The sequence below is a fragment of the Dolichospermum circinale AWQC131C genome (assembly GCF_000426905.1).
GTDB classification, from domain to species: Bacteria; Cyanobacteriota; Cyanobacteriia; order Cyanobacteriales; family Nostocaceae; genus Dolichospermum; species Dolichospermum circinale.
Genome location: NZ_KE384629.1, coordinates 11097 through 15247, shown reverse-complemented (window position 1 = coordinate 15247; position 4151 = coordinate 11097). Strand labels below are relative to the sequence as shown.

The following is a 4151-nucleotide window of genomic DNA, read 5'->3' as shown; positions in this document are numbered from 1 at the left end:
GACAGGTGACAGGTGACAGGTGACAGGTGACAGGTGACAGGTGACAGGTGACAGGTGACAGGTAACAGGGAACAGGGAACAGGGAACGAACAACTGACAACGGATAACTGACAAATTATGGAAGTAATACCCGCAATTGATTTACTAGCAGGTCGCTGTGTGCGACTATATAAAGGAGACTATGCACAATCCCAAGTATTTAGCGAAAATCCCGTAGAAGTGGCGAAAATGTGGGCAGACCAAGGCGCGACCAGATTACACTTAGTTGATTTAGACGGGGCAAAAGCTGGTAAAATAGTTAACTTAGCAGCCATTGAAGCCATTAGAAATAATCTGTCCATACCCATTGAAGTTGGGGGCGGATTACGCGATCGCTCCAGTGTGGTAGAATTATTCAATCTGGGAGTAGATTGGGCAATTCTGGGAACTGTCGCGGTTGAACAACCCCAACTAGTGCAAGAACTCTGTCAAGAATTTCCCGAAAAGATTATTATTGGTATAGATGCCCGTAACGGCTTAGTTGCTACTCGTGGTTGGTTAGAAACCTCATCAGTATTAGCCACCCAACTAGCAGTACAAATGCAGGAATTAGGAGCAGCAGCAATAATTTATACTGATATAAACAGAGACGGAACATTACAAGGACCAAATTTAGACGCATTACGAGAACTTGCTGCGGCCATTTCCATACCCGTAATTGCCTCTGGTGGTGTAAGTTCTGTTACTGACTTATTAAGTTTATCAGCCTTAGAACCCCAAGGTGTAACAGGTGTGATAGTGGGTAAAGCCTTGTATACTGGTAATATTATCCTCAAAGAAGGATTACAGGCCATTGGACCGGGGAGAATACAAGATATACCACCAGATTTTGGTATTTCTAGCTTTGCTTAGTATCACACTACTAAGTAGGTTGGCGTTAAAAATTGTCGTTATGACAAGGGAACAGGGAACAGGGAAGAGGGAAGAGGTTTTGGGAAACTTTACTTTTTGTTACTTATGTCGGTTTTTTTCGTTCACCTACTTGTATTAACAGTTTCACCCCAGATACCTAAATTACCTGAGAAGTCAGGGGTCTAAACCTGGCAATTAAATTAGTTATAATTAGTCAATAAGTTAGTAATTTTATGCCAAGAAAAAGCCAAGGTTGGGTAACATTTCAAATATCTGAAGAAGAACGCCAGATTTTAGAAGAATTTTGTCAAAATTCCCAACGTACGAAAACAGAAATTTTACGGGAATTAGTGCGGGGACTTAGAAAATATTCATCACCATTATCATTATCAAATATCCAGGAAAAACCAGAAATTAACAAACCTGAATTTGAAATTGTTAGTGCTAAGAAACCATTAAAAGTCAGTTCCCGCAATGTTCTCAAGGGAGTTGTGAAACGAGTCACCACAGGAACTATAAATACTGAAATAACCTTAGAAATTGTTCACCGAGTTGAATTAACTTCAATGATTACTAGAGTTTCCGCAGAGGAGTTAGAATTATCTGAAGGGACGGAAGCCTATGCTGTGATTAAATCTAATGATATTGTCATTGCAAAGGATTAGAAAGACTGGTTTCAAAATTCAGATATTGGACTTCTTGGAGAAGTCCGGGATATTTTTGTGTACTAAACTTCCACTTTTACACCTTTCCAGAAAGCAACATAACCTTCGATATTTTTAGCTTTCTCTTTGGTGCTAGGATAGTACCAAGCAGCATCTTTATTAACTTGACCATCAACTTGAATACTATAATAATTAGCAACTCCTTTCCAAGAACAAGTGCTGTGGGTGCTGCTGTCTTGAAAATATTCCTTCTTGATAGAGTCAGCAGGGAAATAATGGTTTCCTTCCACAACTACGGTATTATCGCTTTCGGCTAGAATAGCACCATTCCAAATTGCTTTCATGATTTGAGTTTAAAAAAGTTAACAATTTATATTCTGACATTTTTTAGGTGAATTGTGTTAGTATTGGCGAGAAACTGAGGATAGCAGCCAAAAGCCGCGTCTAGACAGCCAAAATAACCTTGATTTTTAGTATCCAACTTACTTTAAATTAAATTTATGGAATTGATAATAACTACAGCTATTGCAACTGCTATTGCTACAATAGGCATGAAATCTCTGGAAAAGATAGGTGAAAATACTGGTGATATGATCTGGGGAAGAGTAAATGAATTAATCAATAAGTTACGTCAGAAGAAGTTAGCACAACAATTAACTGCGGCTGTGGACGAAAATAAAGTCCAGGAATTACATTATGATCAAGCTGTAAAAGAATTAACAGAAGCTATGCAGGACGAGGAAATTAAACAAGCGGTTTTAGATTTGGAAAGTTCAGTGAATACTGATACCTCAAAGACTGCTGAAGAAATTAAAAAGAAAGCAGAAGAAATTAAAAATCACCCTTCAGTTATTAATAATAATACAAAATTGGCAGAAATAATAAACGCAGAAAAAGGATCAACTGTTGCCCAAAACGTTAATATTACTAACCAACATAATCATTACAATTGACCAAACTCGTCTGAAGGGGAAGGTCGGACAAAGTTACCCTCCATTGACTGGAAAAAAATCTGCCGCGAAAAGTTGCAAGAACGGCAAAAATTAACCACAAATCCCCTTACTTGCGCTGAGGGGGTAACTTTTGATTTGCCAGATATTTATATAGAAATGGGTTTAGTAGAACGGAAAAAACAACCCAAACACGATCATAATCAAAATATTTCTCCAGAACAAGGTTCAGCACTTTATCAAGAGACAGAAATAACTCAAAAATATGAACATAATGAATTTTTAACCCAAGTTTTTCACAAGAAAGATACTAAAAAAAGTCAAGGTAAACGCATTACGATTATTGGTGAACCGGGAGCAGGTAAAACTACATTACTACAAAAAATTGCTGATTATTTATCTCAGGAAAGTTCAGAATCAATTATTATTTGGGTATCTTTAGCAGAGTTGGAAAATGGAAAATTAAAAGATTATTTAGATGGGATTTGGTTACGGAATGCTGTTGAGATAAGTAAAATATCAGAAATTACAAAAGACATTAAAGATGATTTTATTGCCCAATTTAATCAAGACAAAGTATGGTTATTATTAGATGGTTTAGATGAAATGTCTACAAAATCTGTTTCCGGTAATATCTTAACAGATATTGCTGGACAAATTCAGGACGGTGGATATATTAATCAAGCGCGAATAGTTTTAACTTGTCGGTTAAATTTATGGGATGGTGGTAACAATAAACTTTATGATTTTGATACCTATAGAACTTTAGATTTTTCTTATCCTGAACAGGTAGAACAGTTTATTAATAACTGGTTTACTTCTCAACAAGAAGCGGGTGGAATGTTATGTAATACTTTAAGAGAAGCTGGTAGAGAACGGATTCAAGATTTAGTTAAAAATCCTCTGCGGTTAACACTACTTTGTTTAAATTGGCAAGGAAGAGAGGCAAAGTTACCAGATACACAAGCAGAATTTTATCAGCAATTAGTTGATAATTTTAACGGATGGAAACAAGATGAATTCGCGCAAATAAGCAAAACACAACGTCAAGAACTGATTACTGATTTAGGTAAATTAGCAAGGGAAGCAATAGATCAAGCAACCTCTCGTTTCCGCTTGTTGGATGGGTTCGTTAAAAAGTTTTTAGGTGATGATAAACTAACATTAGCCCTAAAATTAGGTTGGCTTAATCGGATTGGCACAGATATAAAAGGAAACCCTGTTTATGCTTTTTTCCATACCTCATTTCAAGAATATTTGGCAGCAACAGCAATTAATGATTGGGATTTCTTCTTACCGAAAACCCATAAAAATAAACCCATAGAGGCACAAAAATACCGCATTTTTGAACCTCAGTGGAAACAAACCATATTGTTATGGCTGGGCCGTGAAGATGTAGATGAAAGTGAAAAAGAGTCGTTTATTCAAGCTTTGATAAATTTTCAAGATGGCTGTGTAAAATATCAGGGTAAAGGTTTTTATGGATATCGAGCCTATTTTTTAGCTGCTGGGGGCATAGCCGAATTTAAACATTGTTCTCAAGCAGATCAAATAGTCAAGCAGATTATTAATTGGAAATTCGATAAGAGTGTTAGTAATATTCATGATCAAGCAGATGTAGCCTTACAAGAAACAGACCGGCAAA

At 36.5% G+C, this 4151-nt stretch carries 5 protein-coding genes; 4 read left to right on the top strand and 1 reads right to left on the bottom strand.

Features of this window, described 5'->3' with window-relative positions:
• The first annotated feature begins 117 nt into the window (after positions 1-117).
• Positions 118-891: a 1-(5-phosphoribosyl)-5-[(5-phosphoribosylamino)methylideneamino]imidazole-4-carboxamide isomerase gene (gene hisA, locus ACIR131C_RS0116000; protein WP_028091018.1), complete on the top strand. Its 774-nt coding sequence runs from the start codon at positions 118-120 to the stop codon at positions 889-891.
• 233 nt (positions 892-1124) lie between these two features.
• Positions 1125-1556, top strand: coding sequence for a TOBE domain-containing protein (locus ACIR131C_RS0115995; protein ID WP_028091017.1), 432 nt, complete (start codon positions 1125-1127; stop codon positions 1554-1556).
• Between the two features lie 62 nt (positions 1557-1618).
• On the opposite strand, the gene ACIR131C_RS0115990 is transcribed toward ACIR131C_RS0115995, so the two are convergent.
• Positions 1619-1903, bottom strand: a complete 285-nt coding sequence (locus ACIR131C_RS0115990) for a DUF427 domain-containing protein (protein ID WP_028091016.1) — start codon at positions 1901-1903, stop codon at positions 1619-1621.
• 153 nt (positions 1904-2056) lie between these two features.
• Here ACIR131C_RS0115990 and ACIR131C_RS0115985 point away from each other — a divergent pair, with 153 nt between their 5' ends.
• Together ACIR131C_RS0115985 and ACIR131C_RS22960 are read left to right on the top strand one after the other, a co-directional pair.
• Positions 2057-2509, top strand: a complete 453-nt coding sequence (locus tag ACIR131C_RS0115985; protein WP_028091015.1) for a hypothetical protein — start codon at positions 2057-2059, stop codon at positions 2507-2509.
• Positions 2510-2581: 72 nt separating this feature from the next.
• A partial coding sequence (locus ACIR131C_RS22960) for an NACHT domain-containing protein (RefSeq protein ID WP_231395478.1) occupies positions 2582-4151 on the top strand: 1570 nt, incomplete at its 3' end.